This window comes from Pseudomonas sp. SCB32, assembly GCF_009189165.1.
In the GTDB taxonomy this organism is placed as follows: Bacteria; Pseudomonadota; Gammaproteobacteria; order Pseudomonadales; family Pseudomonadaceae; genus Pseudomonas.
Genome location: NZ_CP045118.1, coordinates 4,400,878 through 4,415,450, shown reverse-complemented (window position 1 = coordinate 4,415,450; position 14,573 = coordinate 4,400,878). Strand labels below are relative to the sequence as shown.

Genomic DNA, 14,573 nt, shown 5'->3' with positions numbered 1-14,573 from the left:
GGTTCTCCTCAAAAGGGGCCTTGTTGGAGGCGTAGGAGCGGACTCGCGAATCATCTTACGTTCGCGATTGAGTCCGGTCCTAGGCGCAGATTGGGGTAATTGCAGCGGATCAGGCCGCCTGCTTGGGCGGAAATTTCGGCGCGTGCAGGCCCAGCTGCATGGCTTCGCGCACCAGCGCCATGATGTCCTGGTGGGCCAGCTCGAACAGGCGCTTGAGTTCCGGCAGGACGAAGTACAGCGGCTGCAGGATGTCGATGCGGTAGGGGGTGCGCATGCACTCCAGCGGGTTGAAGGCCTGGTGCTCGGGGACATTGGAGAGACTGTAGACGGTCTCCTTCGGCGAGGAGAGGATGCCGCCACCGTAGATGCGTGTGCCCTGCGGGGTGTCGAGCAGGCCGAACTCGATGGTCATCCAGTACAGGCGGGCGAGGTACACGCGCTCTTCCTTGCTGGCGGCCAGGCCGAGCTTGCCGTAGGTGTGGGTGAACTCGGCGAACCAGGGATTGGTCAGCAGCGGGCAGTGGCCGAAGATCTCGTGGAAGATGTCCGGTTCCTGCAGGTAGTCCAGCTCTTCCGGGGTACGGATGAAGGTGGCCACCGGGAATTGCTGGCTGGCCAGCAGTTCGAAGAAGGTCTGGAAGGGAATCAGCGCCGGCACCCGCGCCACGCGCCAGCCGGTGGCGGATTGCAGCACCTGGTTGATTTCACCCAGTTGCGGGATGCGGTCGTGTGGCAGGCCGAGTTGTTCGATGCCGTCCAGGTATTCCTGGCACGCGCGGCCTTCGACCACCTTCAACTGGCGGGTGATCAGGGTGTTCCAGACCTGGTGCTCGGCTTCCGGGTAATGGATGAAACCGTTCTCGTCAGGTTGGCGGGCCACGTACTGCGTTGCTTTCATGAGTCCTCCGGCATCGAGGCCTTTGTTGTTGTGATGACCCACAAATAGCGCGAGCGATGTCGGCGCACAGCCCCCGGATAGAGCCTTGGCGACCCGGATAGTCATCAAATCTGTAAAGAAATGATTACGCTTGGGCGTGAAAGCACCCGGTCATGGCTTGAAGGTGCGTCCATGTGTCACATATTCTTGACGGAAATTTCCGGCCGCCTTGTGAAAATCCGTGCCGGAACGCCCACCAGAACCACAATCACGGGCCCGCCATGCGTATCAAAGTGCACTGCCAGAACCGCGTCGGCATTCTGCGCGACATCCTCAACCTGCTGGTTGACTACGGCATCAACGTCAACCGCGGCGAAGTCGGCGGCGAGCAGGGCAACGCCATCTACCTGCTCTGTCCGAACCTCATCAACCTGCAGTTCCAGTCGCTCAAGCCCAAGCTCGAAGCGGTGCCCGGCGTGTTCGGGGTCAAGCGCGTCGGCCTGATGCCCAGCGAGCGCCGTCACCTGGAGTTGAACGCGCTGCTGGCGGCGCTGGATTTCCCGGTGCTGTCGATCGACATGGCCGGGCAGATCGTCGCCGGCAACCGAGCCGCCGCGCAGTTGCTGGGGGTGCGCGTCGACGAGGTGCCGGGCATCCCCCTGTCGCGCTACGTGGAGGACCTCGATCTGCCGGAGCTGGTACGGGCCAACAAGGCGCGTATCAATGGCCTGCGGGTGAAGGTGAAGGGCGACGTGTTCCTCGCCGATATCGCGCCGCTGCAATCCGAGCACGATGAAAGCGAAGCGCTGGCCGGCGCCGTGCTGACGCTGCACCGCGCCGACCGCGTCGGCGAGCGCATCTACAACGTGCGGCGCCTGGAACTGCGCGGCTTCGACAGCATCTTCCAGAGCTCGCGGGTAATGGCGGCGGTGGTGCGCGAAGCCCGGCGCATGGCGCCTCTGGACGCACCGTTATTGATCGAAGGCGAAACCGGTACCGGCAAGGAGCTGCTGGCCCGTGCCTGCCACCTGGCCAGCCCGCGCGGGCAGTCGCCGTTCATGGCGCTGAACTGTGCCGGCCTGCCCGAGTCCATGGCCGAGACGGAGCTGTTCGGCTACGGCCCCGGTGCCTTCGAGGGCGCACGCCCGGAAGGCAAGCTCGGCCTGCTGGAGCTGACTGCCGGCGGCACCCTGTTCCTCGACGGCGTGGGCGAGATGAGCCCGCGCCTGCAGGCCAAGCTGTTGCGCTTCCTGCAGGACGGCTGCTTCCGCCGGGTGGGCAGTGACGAGGAGGTGTACCTCGACGTACGGGTGATCTGCGCGACCCAGGTCGACCTGTCCGAACTCTGCAGCAAGGGCGAATTCCGCCAGGACCTCTACCACCGCCTCAACGTGCTGTCGCTGCACATCCCGCCGTTGCGCGAATGCCTGGATGGCCTGGAGCCGCTGGTGGAGCACTTCCTCGACCAGGCCAGCCGGCAGATCGGCTGTGCCTTGCCCAAGCTCGCGCCCCAGGCGTTGGACCGCCTTGGTCGCTATCACTGGCCGGGCAACGTGCGGCAATTGGAGAACGTGCTGTTCCAGGCGGTTTCGCTGTGCGAGGGCAGCACCATCAAGCCCGAGCACATCCGCCTACCGGACTATGGCGCGCCGCACCCACTGGGCGACTTCTCACTGGAAGGCGGGTTGGATGTCATCGTCGGCCGCTTCGAGAAGGCCGTGCTGGAGCGCCTCTACCGCGAGCATCCGAGCAGCCGGCAGTTGGGCAAGCGCCTGGGGGTGTCGCACACCACCATTGCCAACAAGCTGCGCCAGCATGGGTTGGGGCAGAGCGAGGAGTCGTAGCCGATACGCCCATTTCACCGTTGTCTCCGTGGCCGAGCCGGGCGCAATTCCAACGTTAAGCCCAACTCCAAATGTACAGTCAGCCAAGGCCAATCGGTGTATAACGCGGAGCGTTATACACCCTACGATCCATGCGATACCGGTGCTTTGGCTCACCAGGTCTTCGGTCGATACCCCTTCACGCAGGCCCGCACCTCGTCATCGATCACATTGCCGGGCTTGATACACTGGGCGAGCGTGCGCGGGCTGTCGCTGTAGCGTGAAGGCGCGGGGGCGGTAATATTCGGCGTGACTGTCAGTCCCAGGCGGCTTTCCAGATGAATCCAGCGTTCCTGCAACCAGAACTGGCTGGCTGGATCGCGCCAGATGGCCACACCGGCGGCGATGAGCAGCAGCGGAATGAGCAGCCAGAGCAGAGGCTTGATCCACTGGCGCCAGTTGCGCCGTTGACGCGCCTCCAGCTTGGCCTGCTTCTGGTTCTGCTCCTTGATCTGTTGCCAGTACCAGTCGCGGTCTTTTTCGCTCATGTCAGTCTGTCCGGTTGCCGTTATGCGCAGCGTAACGGGAAGCGCGGCTGGCGGCGACCCACGATCGACGGTCCTTGTGACGGCCATCGCGCGCCACCATAGTGAGGCCATGACCCCTACCTCGCTCTCTCCGCGCAACCGGGACGACGCGCTGGCCGCCTTCCACCCGGCGGTGGCGGCCTGGTTCCGTGCCCACTTCGCCGCGCCGACCCAGGCGCAGGCGCAGGCGTGGCCGGCGATCCAGGCCGGCGACTCGACCCTGGTGGCGGCACCCACCGGCTCGGGCAAGACGCTCACCGCCTTCCTCGCCGCCATCGACGCGCTGGTACGCGAGGGGCTGGCCAATGGCGGCGCGCTGCCGGATCGCACCACGGTGGTCTACGTCTCGCCACTCAAGGCGCTGTCCAACGACATCCGCATCAACCTCGAAGAACCGTTGGCCGGCATCCGTGCCGAGCTGGGCGAGATGGGCCTGCCGGAGGTGGATATCCGCACCGCCGTGCGCACCGGCGACACCACCTCCGGCGAGCGTGAAGCGATGCGCCGGCAGGTGCCGCACATCCTGGTGACGACCCCGGAATCACTCTACGTACTGCTCGGTTCCGACTCGGGCCGCGCCATGCTGGCCGGCGCGCGCAGCGTGATCGTCGACGAAATCCACGCGCTGGCGGCGAGCAAGCGCGGCAGCCACCTGGCGTTGTCGCTGGAGCGTTTGCAGGCGCTGTGCGATGCGCCGCTGGTGCGCATCGGTCTGTCCGCCACGCAGAAGCCGCTCTCGGCCGTGGCGGCGTTCCTGGTGGGGCGCCACGCGGCCTGCCGGATCATCGACATCGGCTACAGCCGCCAGCGCGACCTGAATCTGGAAGTGCCACCGGCGCCGCTGGAGGCGGTGATGTCCCACGACGTCTGGGACAAGGTCTACGATCGCCTCGCCGAACTGGCCGAGGAGCACCGCACCACCCTGGTGTTCGTCAACACCCGGCGCCAGGCCGAGCGGGTCACCCGGCACCTGGCCGAGCGCATCGGCGCCGGCTGGGTGGCGGCGCACCACGGCAGCCTGTCCAAGGAACTGCGCCTGGGCGCCGAGCGGCGGCTCAAGGCCGGCCAGCTGCGGGTGCTGGTGGCCACCGCATCACTGGAACTGGGCATCGACATTGGCGATGTGGAGCTGGTCTGCCAGCTCGGCTCGCCCCGTTCCATCGCCGCCTTCCTGCAGCGCGTCGGGCGCTCCGGGCACAGTGTTGGCGGTACGCCCAAGGGGCGGCTATTCCCGGCCTCGCGGGATGATCTGGTCGAGTGCGTGGCGCTGCTCGACAGCGTGCGCCGCGACGAACTGGATGCACTGACGATTCCGCGCGCGCCGCTGGATGTGCTGGCGCAGCAGATAGTCGCCGAAGTGGCCTGTCGGGAGTGGGGCGAGGATGCGCTGTTCGAGCTGCTCACCGCCGCCCAGCCCTACGCGGAGCTGACCCGCGAGCACTTCGACGCCGTGCTGCGCACGCTGGCAGAGGGCTACACCAGCCGCATCGGCCAGCGCGGCGCCTACCTGCACCGTGACGCAGTGCACCTGCGCCTGCGTGGGAGACGTGGCGCGAAGCTGACGGCGGTGACCTCCGGCGGAACCATTCCCGATACCGGTGACTACAGCGTGCTGCTGGAACCCCAGGGGCTGACGGTGGGCACGGTGAACGAGGACTTCGCCGTGGAGAGCCTGGCCGGTGACGTGTTCCAGCTGGGCAATATTTCCTACCGCATCCTGCGCATCGAGCCGGGGCGGGTGCGCGTCGAGGATGCCCAGGGCCAGCCGCCGAACATTCCCTTCTGGCTCGGCGAGGCGCCGGGGCGCAGTGATGAACTGTCGTTCAGCGTCGCCCGCCTGCGCGCCCGGCTGGACACGCTGCTGACAAAGGACGAGGGCGATGCCGAACCCCTGGCCGGGGCCATCGGCTGGCTGCAGGATGAGCTGGGCCTGGGCGAAGACGCGGCGCGCCAACTGGTGGAATACCTGGCCCGCGCCCGCCATGCCCTGGGCGCGTTGCCGACCCAGCAGACGCTGATCCTCGAACGCTTCTTCGACGAGTCCGGCGGCATGCAGCTGGTGATCCATTCGCCCTTCGGCAGCCGCCTCAACCGGGCCTGGGGGCTGGCGCTGCGCAAGCGTTTCTGCCGCACCTTCAATTTTGAGTTGCAGGCCGCCGCCACTGAAAACGCCATCATTCTTTCGCTGTCCACCAGCCACAGCTTCCCGCTGGAGGAAGTGTGGCGCTACCTGCACGCCAACAGCGCCGAGCAGGTGCTGATCCAGGCGCTGCTCGATGCGCCGCTGTTCGGCGTGCGCTGGCGCTGGAATGCCACCACTGCGCTGGCCCTGCCGCGCTACGCCGGCGGGCGCAAGGTCGCCCCGCAGTTGCAGCGCATGCGCAGCGAAGACCTGCTGGCCTCGGTGTTCCCCGACCAGGTGGCGTGCCTGGAGAACATCGTCGGCGAGCGCGAGATTCCCGATCACCCGCTGGTGGCGCAGACCCTCGATGATTGCCTGCACGAGGCCATGGACACGGACGGTTGGCTGGCCCTGTTGCGGCGCATGGAGCGGGGCGAGGTGAGCCTGCTGGCACGCGACCTGCCGGCGCCTTCGCCGCTGGCGGCGGAAGTGCTGTCGGCCAGCCCCTATGCCTTCCTTGACGACGCACCGCTGGAGGAGCGCCGCACCCAGGCCGTGCAGAGCCGGCGCTGGACCGACCCGGAAAGCGCCGATGACCTCGGCGCGCTGGATGCGGAAGCCATCGCCGCGGTGCGCGCCGAAGCCTGGCCGGAAGCCCGCGACGCCGACGAGATGCACGAGGCGCTGACCGGCCTGGGCGGTATCCGCGCCAGCGAGGCGCAGGCCAGCGAGGGCTGGGCCGTCCTGCTCAAGTCCCTGGCCAAGGCCGGCAGGGCGACGCGCCTGGAGCTGCCCGCAGGCCCCGTGTGGGTGGCGGCTGAGCGGCTCGGCCAGTGGCAAGCCTTGCATCCGAAGGCCGCCATGAAGCCGCTGCTCGATCTGCCGCTGGCGCTACGCGAATCGTACGTGGCGGACGAGGCGCAGGTTGAACTGGTGCGCGCGCGCCTGACCGGTTTCGGTCCGCGCCTGCTGCGTGAACTGGCCGCCGACCTGGGCATTTCGGCTGGCGATACCGGTTTCGCCCTGGCCAGCCTGGAGCGCGAGGGCTATGTACTGCGCGGTCGCTTCACGCCGGGGGCGAGCGAGGAGGAGTGGTGCGAGCGCCACTTGCTGGCGCGCATCCATCGCTACACGGTCAAGCGCCTGCGCCGGGAGATCGAGCCGGTGCAGCGCGCCGATTTCATGCGCTTCCTGTTCGACTGGCAGCGGGTTTCCAGCGGCACGCGGGTGCGGGGCGCGGAATCCCTGGCCGGGGTGCTCAGCCAGCTGGAGGGCTTCCAGGCGGCGGCCGGCGCCTGGGAGAGCGACATCCTGCCGTCGCGTGTAGCCGACTATGGCATCAACTGGCTGGATGACCTGTGCCGTGCCGGCCGCCTGGTCTGGGCGCGACTGCCTGGCCGCAGTTCCGCGCGTGGTCGGGGCGGGCCGCTGAAAAGCACGCCGATCGTCCTGCTGCCGCGCGCGCAGATGGCGCTGTGGAACTCGCTGAGCGCGGCGCAGCCGGAGGTCGAGTTGTCCGCCAAGGCCAACAAGGTGCTGGAGGTACTCAAGGAGCACGGGGCGACCTTCTTCGACGAACTGGCCAGCGACAGCCACCTGCTGCGCACCGAACTGGAAACGGTGCTGGGCGAGTTGGTGGCGGCCGGGCGGGTGAACGCCGACAGCTTTGCTGGGCTGCGCGCCCTGCTGATGCCGGCGGCGCGGCGCCATCCGCAACGGCGCTCGCGCACGCCGCTGTTCGGCATGGCCGACGCCGGGCGCTGGGCGCTGTTACGCAGGTCGACCCTGGAACCGGGCGCACGCTTGCCAGCGGAAACCCTGGAGCATGTCGCCATGACCTTGCTGCGCCGCTACGGCGTGGTCTGCTGGCGGCTGCTCGACCGCGAAGCCGACTGGCTGCCGCCGTGGCGCGACCTGCTGCGGGTCTACCACCGCCTGGAGGCGCGCGGGGAAATCCGTGGCGGGCGCTTCGTCGCCGGGCTCACCGGCGAGCAGTTCGCCCTGCCGGAAGCTGTCGGGCTGCTGCGCGAGGTGCGGCGGCGCGAGTCGAACGGCGAGTGGGTGGTGGTGTCGGCGGTGGACCCGCTGAACCTCGCCGGCACCCTGCTGCCGGGGCGCAAGGTCGCGGCGCTGTCCGGTAACCGGGTGCTCTACCGCGACGGCGTGCCGGTGGGCGCGCTGATCGCCGGAGAGGTGGAGTGGCTGGTGGAACTGGCGCCGGAAGATGAGAACCGTGCACGGGAGTTGCTGATCCGTCGGTAACGCGGCCACGGCTGGCTTACACTCAGCGACACGAACCTCTTTTCCATGAGACTGCGATGTCGTCCAAAGAGCCGCCGAATCTGCCCGCCTTGCTACGCCAGTGGTGGTTCCTGCCATTGCTGGTGCTCGCCACTGTCCTGCGTCTGCATGAACTGACCGAGTCGGCGATCTGGGGCGATGAAAGTTCCAGCCTGCTTCTGGCGCTCTATTCGCCGCTGGAACTCTGGCGTCATGCCGCCCATGACGTGCATCCGCCGCTGTACTTCTTCCTGCTGCACCTGTGGGTGCAGGTGCTGGGCGAGGGGGTGCTGGCGTTGCGCCTGATGAGCGCGGTGTTCGGTGCGCTCGCGGTGTTCCTCGGTGGTTGGCTGGCGTGGCGGCTCGCCAGTCGACGCGCCGCCTTCCTCGCTACCCTGCTGCTGGCACTGCTGCCCACGGCAGTGCGCTACAGCCAGGAAGTGCGCATGTATTCGCTGCTGGGGTGCTGGCTGCTGGCGGCGACCCTGGTGCTGCTCTACTGGTTGGACTCCGGGCGGCGGCGTTACCTGGTGGCCTATGTGCTGCTGATGACGGCGGCGTTCTACACCCATTACTTCAGCGTGTTCGGGCTGCTGGTGCACTGGCTCTGGCTGGCGTCGCTGCCGGACAGCCCGCTGCGCCAGCGTGGCTGGTGGCTGGCCAACCTGGTCATAGTGGCGCTGTTCCTGCCCTGGTTGCCGGGGCTGCTCGACCTGGGACGGCACATGGCCGATCTTGTGGCGGGCGGCGATGTGGGCTGGGAGCCGCCGGTGGACGCTTTGTCGGTGCCCTCGATGCTCTGGCAGTGGCTGGCGCAATCGGACGGCAACGAACTGCCCTGGCCGCTGCTGCTGGGCGTGCCGCTGTTGCTGGTGGCCGTGGTGGCGCTTGTGCTGCGTCAGGATCGCAGTCGCTTGCGCGTCGGGGTACTGGCGACGCTCTACTGCGGTCTGCCGCTGTTGCTGCTGTATGGCGTGTCGTTCGTCTCGTCGGTATTCGTCGAGCGCTACCTGACGGCCTTCGCCCTCGGTCTGCCGCTGCTTCTGGCCCTGGCGCTGGACCGGCTGCTGGCCTCGCGCCGGGCATTGGGTATCGTGCTCCTGGTGACCGTGCTGGGGCTGGAATGCACGGGGCTCGGACGTGTCTATGAGGGTGACCCGGACGAGCAGTTCGACGGCATGGTTGCCTTCGTCAACTCGCACTATCGCGGCGGCGACCGCATCGTGGTGGACGATATCCTCTGGTACCTGGCGTTCCGTTACTACAACCAGACCGGCAGCGCGCCGCTGCTGTACACCGCGCCTGAGGAGGACGGCTCCTCCGGTCGACCGACCCAATATGGTTTCGGCTCGCTGATCGATGATCGGCGACACACCTTCGTCGATCGACTGGCCGACCTGCCGCAGGACGAGGGAAGGGTCTGGCTGGTGATGAGCCGCTACAACGACAACGAGATTCCCGATGTGCCGGCCCACTGGCGGCGGGTGACGCAGCACGCTGGCGGAGAGGTACAGGCGATACTGTTCGAGCGCACCGGGGAGCGTAACGCTGCACGCTGAGGGGCCATCACCGGGTCAGATACGGATGCGCCCGGTGAAGGCGTCCTTGAGCATCACCCAGTCGCCCATGAAGGACCACAGCGGGTACTTGAAGGTGGCCGGACGATTCTTCTCGAACACGAAATGCCCGACCCAGGCGAAGCCGTAGCCGGCCAACGGCAGGGCCAGCAGCCACAGCCACTGTCCGCTGACGATGGCGTAGGCGAGCAGGGACAGCACCAGCAGGCTGCCCACGTAGTGCAGGCGGCGGCAGGTCGGGTTGCTGTGCTCCTGCAGGTAGTAAGGGTAGAACTCGGCGAAGCTCTGGAATCGATCGGCGGTCTGGGTGCTCATGGCGCACCTCCTGTTGTTGTGGTGGCCCAGTGTAGGCGCGGGCATGCGGACTTGCGGATGACGTAGGGTGCCAGTTTAGTATCCCGCTGCGCCGCGCTGCTGGCGCGCGTCATTACCCTAACCAGAAGAATCGAGCATGCCTGAGCGTACAACCCTGTCGAGCTGGGTGCGGGGGATCGTCCAGTCGCTGGAGCTGGAAGGTCTGGACAGCCGCGCGCTGTTCACCGAGCTACAGCTGGATTACGCCGCCCTGGACGACCCCGATGCACGCTACCCGCAGGACGACATGAGCCGTCTGTGGAATCGCGCCGTGGAGCTGTCCGGCAATCCGGCCATCGGCTTGAACGTCGCCCGCGTGCACACGCCGGCCTTTCCTGTGGTGGGCTATGCGCTGATGTCCAGCCGCAACCTGGGCGAGGGTTTCGAGCGCCTGGAGCGCTACCAGCGGATCATCGCCGAGGGCGCCGACCTCACCTTCCGCCGCCTGCCCGAAGGCTGCCTGTACCGCATCGTGGTGCATGGCGACCGTCTGCCGGTGCCCAGGCAGAGCGCCGAGTGCTCGCTGGCCAGCCTGATCAGCATGCTGCGCTGGATTACCGGGCGCCCGATCAAACCCCTGGAAGTCCACCTGGCCGGCGCGCCGCCGCGCAATGCCGCACCCTACCGCGAGTTGTTCCAGGCGCCACTGGTCTTCGGCCATACGCACTGCGCCATGTTGTTCTCCCACGAGGACATGGCCGCGCCGCTGCCCACCGCCAACGAGGAACTGGCGCGCCTGCACGACCGCTTCGCCGGGGAGTACCTGGCGCGATTCGTCAGCAGCCGCTTCAGCCACCAGACGCGCCAGGTGCTGTGCCGCCTGCTGCCCCAGGGCGAACCCAAGCGCGAGAACGTGGCACAGGCGTTGCACCTGTCCGAGCGCACTTTGCAGCGGCGATTGCAGGAGGAAGGCACCAGCTACCAGCAACTGCTCGATGACACGCGTCGCGAGCTGGCCCAGCAGTACCTGGCCACGCCGCGCATGACGCTGCTGGAGATTGCCTATCTGCTGGGTTTTTCCGAGCCGAGCAACTTCTTCCGCGCGTTCCGCCGCTGGTTCGGGATGACGCCGGGGGAGTATCGGGAAGGGTTGTGACTCATCCAGCGCCTGGCGGCGCTGATCGCGGGCATGGCCCGCTTGTACGTTATTTGCTGGGTGATACCCCTTCGGGCCAGCGCGAGCGCTGTTCGCGATGGAACCGCGTCCTGCGTTCGCGGGGATGACGCAAAGGAGCGCGAATCTCACCCCCGTCACTCCCGCGAACGCGGGAGCCTAAAAGACAGTTGCTCCTACAGGTCCCGTAAGGCAGCGTTCCGAGCGTATAACGTTCGACGTTATACGCCGTTTGACCTTGGTTCCAAGGCGCTCCGAGCCTGGCCTTGGCGCCAGCGACGGAATCGGGTGTATCGGCGTACATCCGCGAACGGTTGTACGCCCAACGAGAGGTATGCCAAGGCTCAATGTCGCCAGAACGCCGGGGTGAACAGCACCAGCACGGTGATGATCTCCAGGCGGCCGAACAGCATCCCCGCACTGAGCAGCCATTTGGCCGCGTCGGGCAGCGGTGCGAAGTTGCCCGATGGGCCGATGATCGGCCCCATGCCCGGTCCCACGCCGGCCACGGTGCTGGCCGCACCGGTCAGCGAGGTCATCCAGTCCAGGCCGAGGAACGACAGGCCCAGTGCCAGCATGCCCACGGTGCCGCCGAAGAAGAACGAGAAGGTCAGGATCGAACGGACGATTTCCTCGTCCAGGCGGTGGCCGTTGTAGCTCTGCTTGATCACCGCGCGCGGGTGGATCAGCTGGTAGAGGCTGGCGCGCAGCAGAGTGAAGGCGACCTGGAAGCGGAAGATCTTGATGCCGCCGGCGGTGGAGCCGGAGCAGCCGCCGATGAAGCCCAGGTAGAAGAACAGCATGATCGAGAAGTGCCCCCACAGGCTGTAGTCGCCCAGGGCGAAGCCGGTGGTGGTGACCACCGAGGTGACGTTCACCGCGACGATGCGGAAGGCGTCGAACCAGGAGAGGTCGGAGTTCACCGAGTACCAGGTGCCCATCACTACCCAGGTGAACAGCAGCAGGCCGAGGAAGCCGTGGACCTGGTGGTCCTTGAGCAGTGCCTTGCGGTGACCGCGCAGGGTGGCCACGTAGAGCGCGAAGGGGATGCTGCCCAGGATCATGATCACCACCGCTACCCAGTGCACCGCCGGCTGGTGCCACTTGGCCAGCGATTGGTCGGAGGTGGAGAAGCCGCCGGTGGAGATCGCCGACATGGCGTGGTTCACCGCGTCGAACAGGCCCATGCCGGCCCACCACAGGGCCAGCGCACCGAGGATGGTGATGCCGACGTACACCCCGACGATGTACTTGGCCACCATGTGCGAGCGCGGCATGACCTTGTCGGAGCGGTCCGAGGACTCGGTCTGGAAAAGGCGCATGCCACCGATCCGCAGCATCGGCAGGATCGCCACCGCCATACCGATGAAGCCGATGCCGCCCAGCCAGTGCAGCAGCGAGCGCCAGATCAGGATGCCCGGCGACATGCTGTCCAGCCCGCTGAGTACGGTGGAACCGGTGGCGGTGATGCCGGACATGCTCTCGAAGATCGCGTCGGTGAAGCTGAGGTTTCGGGCGAACATGAAGGGCAGTGCGGAGAAGAAGCAGACGATCACCCAGCTCGACACGGTGAGCATGTACATGTCCCGCGGTCGCAGGTGCACCTGCTCCGGGCGGCCGGGGATGACCAGGCCCAGCCCGCAAGTGAAGGTGATGATCGCGGACCAGATGTAGGGATGCAGTTCGCTGCCGCGCCCGTAGTAGAGCAGGGTGGCCATCGGGACCAGCATGGCGACGGCCAGGGTGATCACGAAGATGCCGATGATGAATCCAAGGGTGCGTAGTGTCGGCAGGGCCATGCGGCGAAGCTCGGGTATCGGTGAACCGGCCATTTTACCTACCGTCGGGCAAGTGTAAACCGAGTGAATCTGCCCTCTTCACAAGCGCAACGGGATGGATAGAATCTTGCGCAGCCCGCCGGCGCTCGCCGGTTTCTCTGGTGCATCCGCATCCATGTCCAATAACAATCCGTGTCTGAATTGCGGCGCCTGCTGCGCGCATTTCCGTGTCTCCTTCTATTTTGGCGAATGCCGTTCTTCCGGGGGTGTAGTCCCGGATGAGCAGGTCGTCCAGGTCAGCCCCCATAGGGTCGCCATGCGCGGCACCGAGGTTCGCCCGGTGCGCTGCGTCGGCCTGCTCGGGGAAGTCGGTTGCGGCGTGCGCTGCACGATGTACGAGCAGCGCTCCTCTACCTGCCGGGAATTCGAGGCGTCCTGGACCGATGGCGTCCATAACCCCAACTGCGACACTGCCCGCGCCGCCTACGGCCTGCCGCCACTGACACCACCGGTGACGCCGACGCTGTCGCCGGACCGGGTGGCCTGAGCGTCGTTCAGAGCCATTTGCCGCTGACGGCCATCAGGCCGATGAAGGCGCTCCATAGGGTTGCGGGGATATTCAGGATCTGCAGCCAGTGGATTTCCTTTGGCCCCGGGAAAAGGTAGACGCTGAGCAGGATCAGGATGAGCGGAATGGCCTGCAGGGCGCGATAGAGGTCGCTGAGTGGCTGGCTGCCGATGCCCAGTAGTCCGATCAGGATTGCGCTTGCCAGAAAGATCACGGCGCAGATGCCGTGCGCCGAGGCCAACAGGCGCAATGCCATGCCTGTCTTGGCGGGGGCGGTCTTGAAGTACCAGTAACTGGTGCAGAGCAGGACGGGAGCGGCCAGCAGTTCCATCTGCGCATTCCTTGCGTCGTCGGGTTGCGCCGAGTCTGCCATCTCTGGCCCGTCAGGCGTTAGCACCGCTCGCCGAGCAGATGCGAACCCTTTGCGTCTACAATGGCGCCTTTCGAGTTTGTCTGGAGGTAGCCCATGGAGGCTCTCGTCGCGTTGCACAACCGTGTATCCCACGCTCGCCTGGGTGAGCCGGCGCCATCTGCCGAACAGCTGGATGGCCTGTTCCGTGCCGCGTTGCGTGCGCCGGACCATGGCCAGCTGCGCCCCTGGCGATTCCTGACCGTGGAAGGGGATGCGCGCGTGCGCCTGGGCGAGCTGTTCGCCCGCGCGTTGCAGGCGGAGCAACCCGGCGCGGCCCCCGAGGCGCTGGACAAGGCGCGTGCCATGCCGCTGCGCGCACCGACCCTGGTGGTCGCCGTGGCGCGTCTGCAGGAGCATCCCAAGGTGCCGGAAATCGAGCAGTGGCTGGCCGCAGGCTGTGCCGCCCACGGTATCGTCGAGGCTGCCTATGCGCAGGGGCTGGGGGCGATGTGGCGCACCGGCGCCATGGCGTTCGATCCCTTCGTGCGAGAAGGGCTGGGGCTGGCGGCCAACGAGCGCATCGTCGGCTTCATCTACCTGGGTACGCCGATTGGCGAGCTGCGCCGGCCGACGCCGCTCGATCCAGCCGTCTTCGTCACTGCCTGGCAGGGCTGAGCGGCAACCCCAGACGAATCTTCCAGCCCTTGCCGTGGGCGCGCCAGAGCAGGCGTCCGCCCTGCCAGGCGGCAAGGCGCTGAGCCGGGCGCAGGGCGTCCGGCAGCCAGACCCGCGCCTGCGGGTCGTGGCCTTGCAGGTCCACTCTCAGGAGCCCGCGCGTTGAACTGAGGGCCAGTTCCAGCGCGGCGTTCGGTCGTCGCTGCAGTGCGGCCTGCAGCAGCGCATCCAGTGCCCCGCGAACGGCCTCCGGCCAGCTCTCCAGCGGCCAGGTGCCCGACTGCGGCAGGTTCAGGCGCAGGCCAGGCCAGCGCTCACGCCATTGCGCCGCCAGGCGCGCCAGCTCCACCGCCAATACCAGGCTTTGCGGGTCGTCCGACGGCGCGCCGAACGGCCGTGCGGTAGGCGGCACGGAGGCCTGCGGGAACAGGGCGGGAAGGCTCATTCGGGTTCTCCGGAAAAAGGG

At 67.0% G+C, this 14,573-nt stretch carries 12 protein-coding genes; 6 read left to right on the top strand and 6 right to left on the bottom strand.

Annotated elements, in window-relative coordinates; all coding sequences use genetic code 11:
* Positions 1–109: 109 nt before the first annotated feature.
* Positions 110–898: a phenylalanine 4-monooxygenase gene (gene phhA / locus GA645_RS20125; protein ID WP_152224732.1), complete on the bottom strand. Its 789-nt coding sequence runs from the start codon at positions 896–898 to the stop codon at positions 110–112.
* A 260-nt stretch (positions 899–1,158) separates the two neighbouring features.
* On the opposite strand from phhA, the gene GA645_RS20120 reads away from it, so the two are divergent.
* Complete coding sequence (locus GA645_RS20120; RefSeq protein ID WP_152224731.1) at positions 1,159–2,721, top strand: sigma-54-dependent transcriptional regulator; 1,563 nt, start codon at positions 1,159–1,161, stop codon at positions 2,719–2,721.
* Between the two features lie 152 nt (positions 2,722–2,873).
* Here GA645_RS20120 and GA645_RS20115 read toward each other — a convergent pair whose 3' ends face one another.
* Positions 2,874–3,248, bottom strand: coding sequence for a hypothetical protein (locus GA645_RS20115; protein ID WP_152224730.1), 375 nt, complete (start codon positions 3,246–3,248; stop codon positions 2,874–2,876).
* Positions 3,249–3,357: 109 nt separating this feature from the next.
* Between GA645_RS20115 and GA645_RS20110 the strand changes: the two genes are divergently transcribed.
* Together GA645_RS20110 and GA645_RS20105 are read left to right on the top strand one after the other, a co-directional pair.
* Entirely contained in the window at positions 3,358–7,671 is a 4,314-nt protein-coding gene (locus GA645_RS20110) for a DEAD/DEAH box helicase (protein ID WP_152224729.1), read from the top strand.
* Between the two features lie 56 nt (positions 7,672–7,727).
* Positions 7,728–9,248 carry a glycosyltransferase family 39 protein gene (locus GA645_RS20105; protein WP_152224728.1) on the top strand — a complete coding sequence of 507 codons (1,521 nt, stop codon included), beginning with the start codon at positions 7,728–7,730 and terminating at the stop codon, positions 9,246–9,248.
* Positions 9,249–9,263: 15 nt separating this feature from the next.
* Here the strand turns inward: GA645_RS20105 and GA645_RS20100 are convergent, their stop codons facing one another.
* Positions 9,264–9,581 (bottom strand): Mpo1-like protein, encoded by a 318-nt coding sequence (locus tag GA645_RS20100; RefSeq protein WP_152224727.1) that lies wholly within the window; start codon positions 9,579–9,581, stop codon positions 9,264–9,266.
* A 136-nt stretch (positions 9,582–9,717) separates the two neighbouring features.
* On the opposite strand from GA645_RS20100, the gene GA645_RS20095 reads away from it, so the two are divergent.
* A complete protein-coding gene (locus GA645_RS20095) occupies positions 9,718–10,716 on the top strand; it encodes an AraC family transcriptional regulator (protein WP_152224726.1) in 999 nt (332 codons plus the stop codon).
* A 362-nt stretch (positions 10,717–11,078) separates the two neighbouring features.
* Here GA645_RS20095 and GA645_RS20090 read toward each other — a convergent pair whose 3' ends face one another.
* Complete coding sequence (locus tag GA645_RS20090) at positions 11,079–12,533, bottom strand: TrkH family potassium uptake protein (protein WP_152224725.1); 1,455 nt, start codon at positions 12,531–12,533, stop codon at positions 11,079–11,081.
* A gap of 154 nt (positions 12,534–12,687) precedes the next feature.
* Here GA645_RS20090 and GA645_RS20085 point away from each other — a divergent pair, with 154 nt between their 5' ends.
* Positions 12,688–13,059: a YkgJ family cysteine cluster protein gene (locus GA645_RS20085; RefSeq protein WP_152224724.1), complete on the top strand. Its 372-nt coding sequence runs from the start codon at positions 12,688–12,690 to the stop codon at positions 13,057–13,059.
* A 7-nt stretch (positions 13,060–13,066) separates the two neighbouring features.
* Here GA645_RS20085 and GA645_RS20080 read toward each other — a convergent pair whose 3' ends face one another.
* Positions 13,067–13,411, bottom strand: coding sequence for a hypothetical protein (locus tag GA645_RS20080; RefSeq protein WP_152224723.1), 345 nt, complete (start codon positions 13,409–13,411; stop codon positions 13,067–13,069).
* Positions 13,412–13,546: 135 nt separating this feature from the next.
* On the opposite strand from GA645_RS20080, the gene GA645_RS20075 reads away from it, so the two are divergent.
* Entirely contained in the window at positions 13,547–14,107 is a 561-nt protein-coding gene (locus GA645_RS20075; RefSeq protein ID WP_152224722.1) for a nitroreductase family protein, read from the top strand.
* Here GA645_RS20075 and GA645_RS20070 read toward each other — a convergent pair.
* Positions 14,088–14,552: a hypothetical protein gene (locus GA645_RS20070; RefSeq protein WP_152224721.1), complete on the bottom strand. Its 465-nt coding sequence runs from the start codon at positions 14,550–14,552 to the stop codon at positions 14,088–14,090. The two genes, GA645_RS20075 and GA645_RS20070, sit on opposite strands and share 20 nt — an antisense overlap.
* Between the last annotated feature and the right edge of the window lie 21 nt (positions 14,553–14,573).